The 938-nt window shown below is 69.5% G+C and carries 1 protein-coding gene; it reads left to right on the forward strand.

The window, feature by feature from the left end; all coding sequences use genetic code 11:
* Positions 1–938, forward strand: a 938-nt coding sequence (gene ispG / locus K7G59_RS34365; protein WP_225840665.1) for a flavodoxin-dependent (E)-4-hydroxy-3-methylbut-2-enyl-diphosphate synthase, incomplete at both ends; no start/stop codon positions are given.

The following is a 938-nucleotide window of genomic DNA, read 5'->3' on the forward strand; positions in this document are numbered from 1 at the left end:
CGCGCCGGTGTCGGTGCAGTCGATGACCACGACGCGTACGTCCGATGTCGGTGCCACGCTGCAGCAGATCGCGGAACTGACCGCGTCGGGCTGCCAGATCGTGCGGGTGGCCTGCCCGACGCAGGACGACGCCGACGCGCTGGCCACGATCGCCAGGAAGTCGCAGATCCCGGTCATCGCGGACATCCACTTCCAGCCCAAGTACGTCTTCGCCGCCATCGAGGCGGGCTGCGCGGCCGTCCGTGTCAACCCGGGCAACATCAAGCAGTTCGACGACAAGGTCAAGGAGATCGCGCGGGCCGCGAAGGACCACGGCACCCCGATCCGCATCGGCGTCAACGCAGGCTCCCTGGACCGCCGTCTGCTGCAGAAGTACGGCAAGGCGACCCCCGAGGCGCTGGTGGAGTCCGCGCTGTGGGAGGCGTCCCTCTTCGAGGAGCACGACTTCCGGGACATCAAGATCTCGGTGAAGCACAACGACCCGGTCGTGATGATCGAGGCGTACCGGCAGCTCGCCGAAGAGTGCGACTACCCGCTCCACCTGGGCGTCACGGAGGCCGGCCCCGCCTTCCAGGGCACGATCAAGTCGGCGGTCGCCTTCGGCGCGCTGCTCAGCCAGGGCATCGGCGACACCATCCGGGTCTCCCTGTCCGCCCCGCCCGCCGAGGAGGTCAAGGTCGGCATCCAGATCCTGGAGTCGCTCAACCTCCGCCGGCGCGGCCTGGAGATCGTCTCCTGCCCCTCCTGCGGCCGTGCCCAGGTGGACGTCTACACCCTGGCCGAAGAGGTCACCGCCGGCCTGACCGGCATGGACGTCCCGCTGCGCGTCGCGGTGATGGGCTGCGTCGTCAACGGCCCCGGCGAGGCCCGGGAGGCCGACCTCGGCGTCGCCTCCGGCAACGGCAAGGGCCAGATCTTCGTCAAGGGCGAGGTCATCA

The organism is Streptomyces sp. NK08204 (genome assembly GCF_020400585.1).
Lineage (GTDB): Bacteria > Actinomycetota > Actinomycetes > Streptomycetales > Streptomycetaceae > Streptomyces.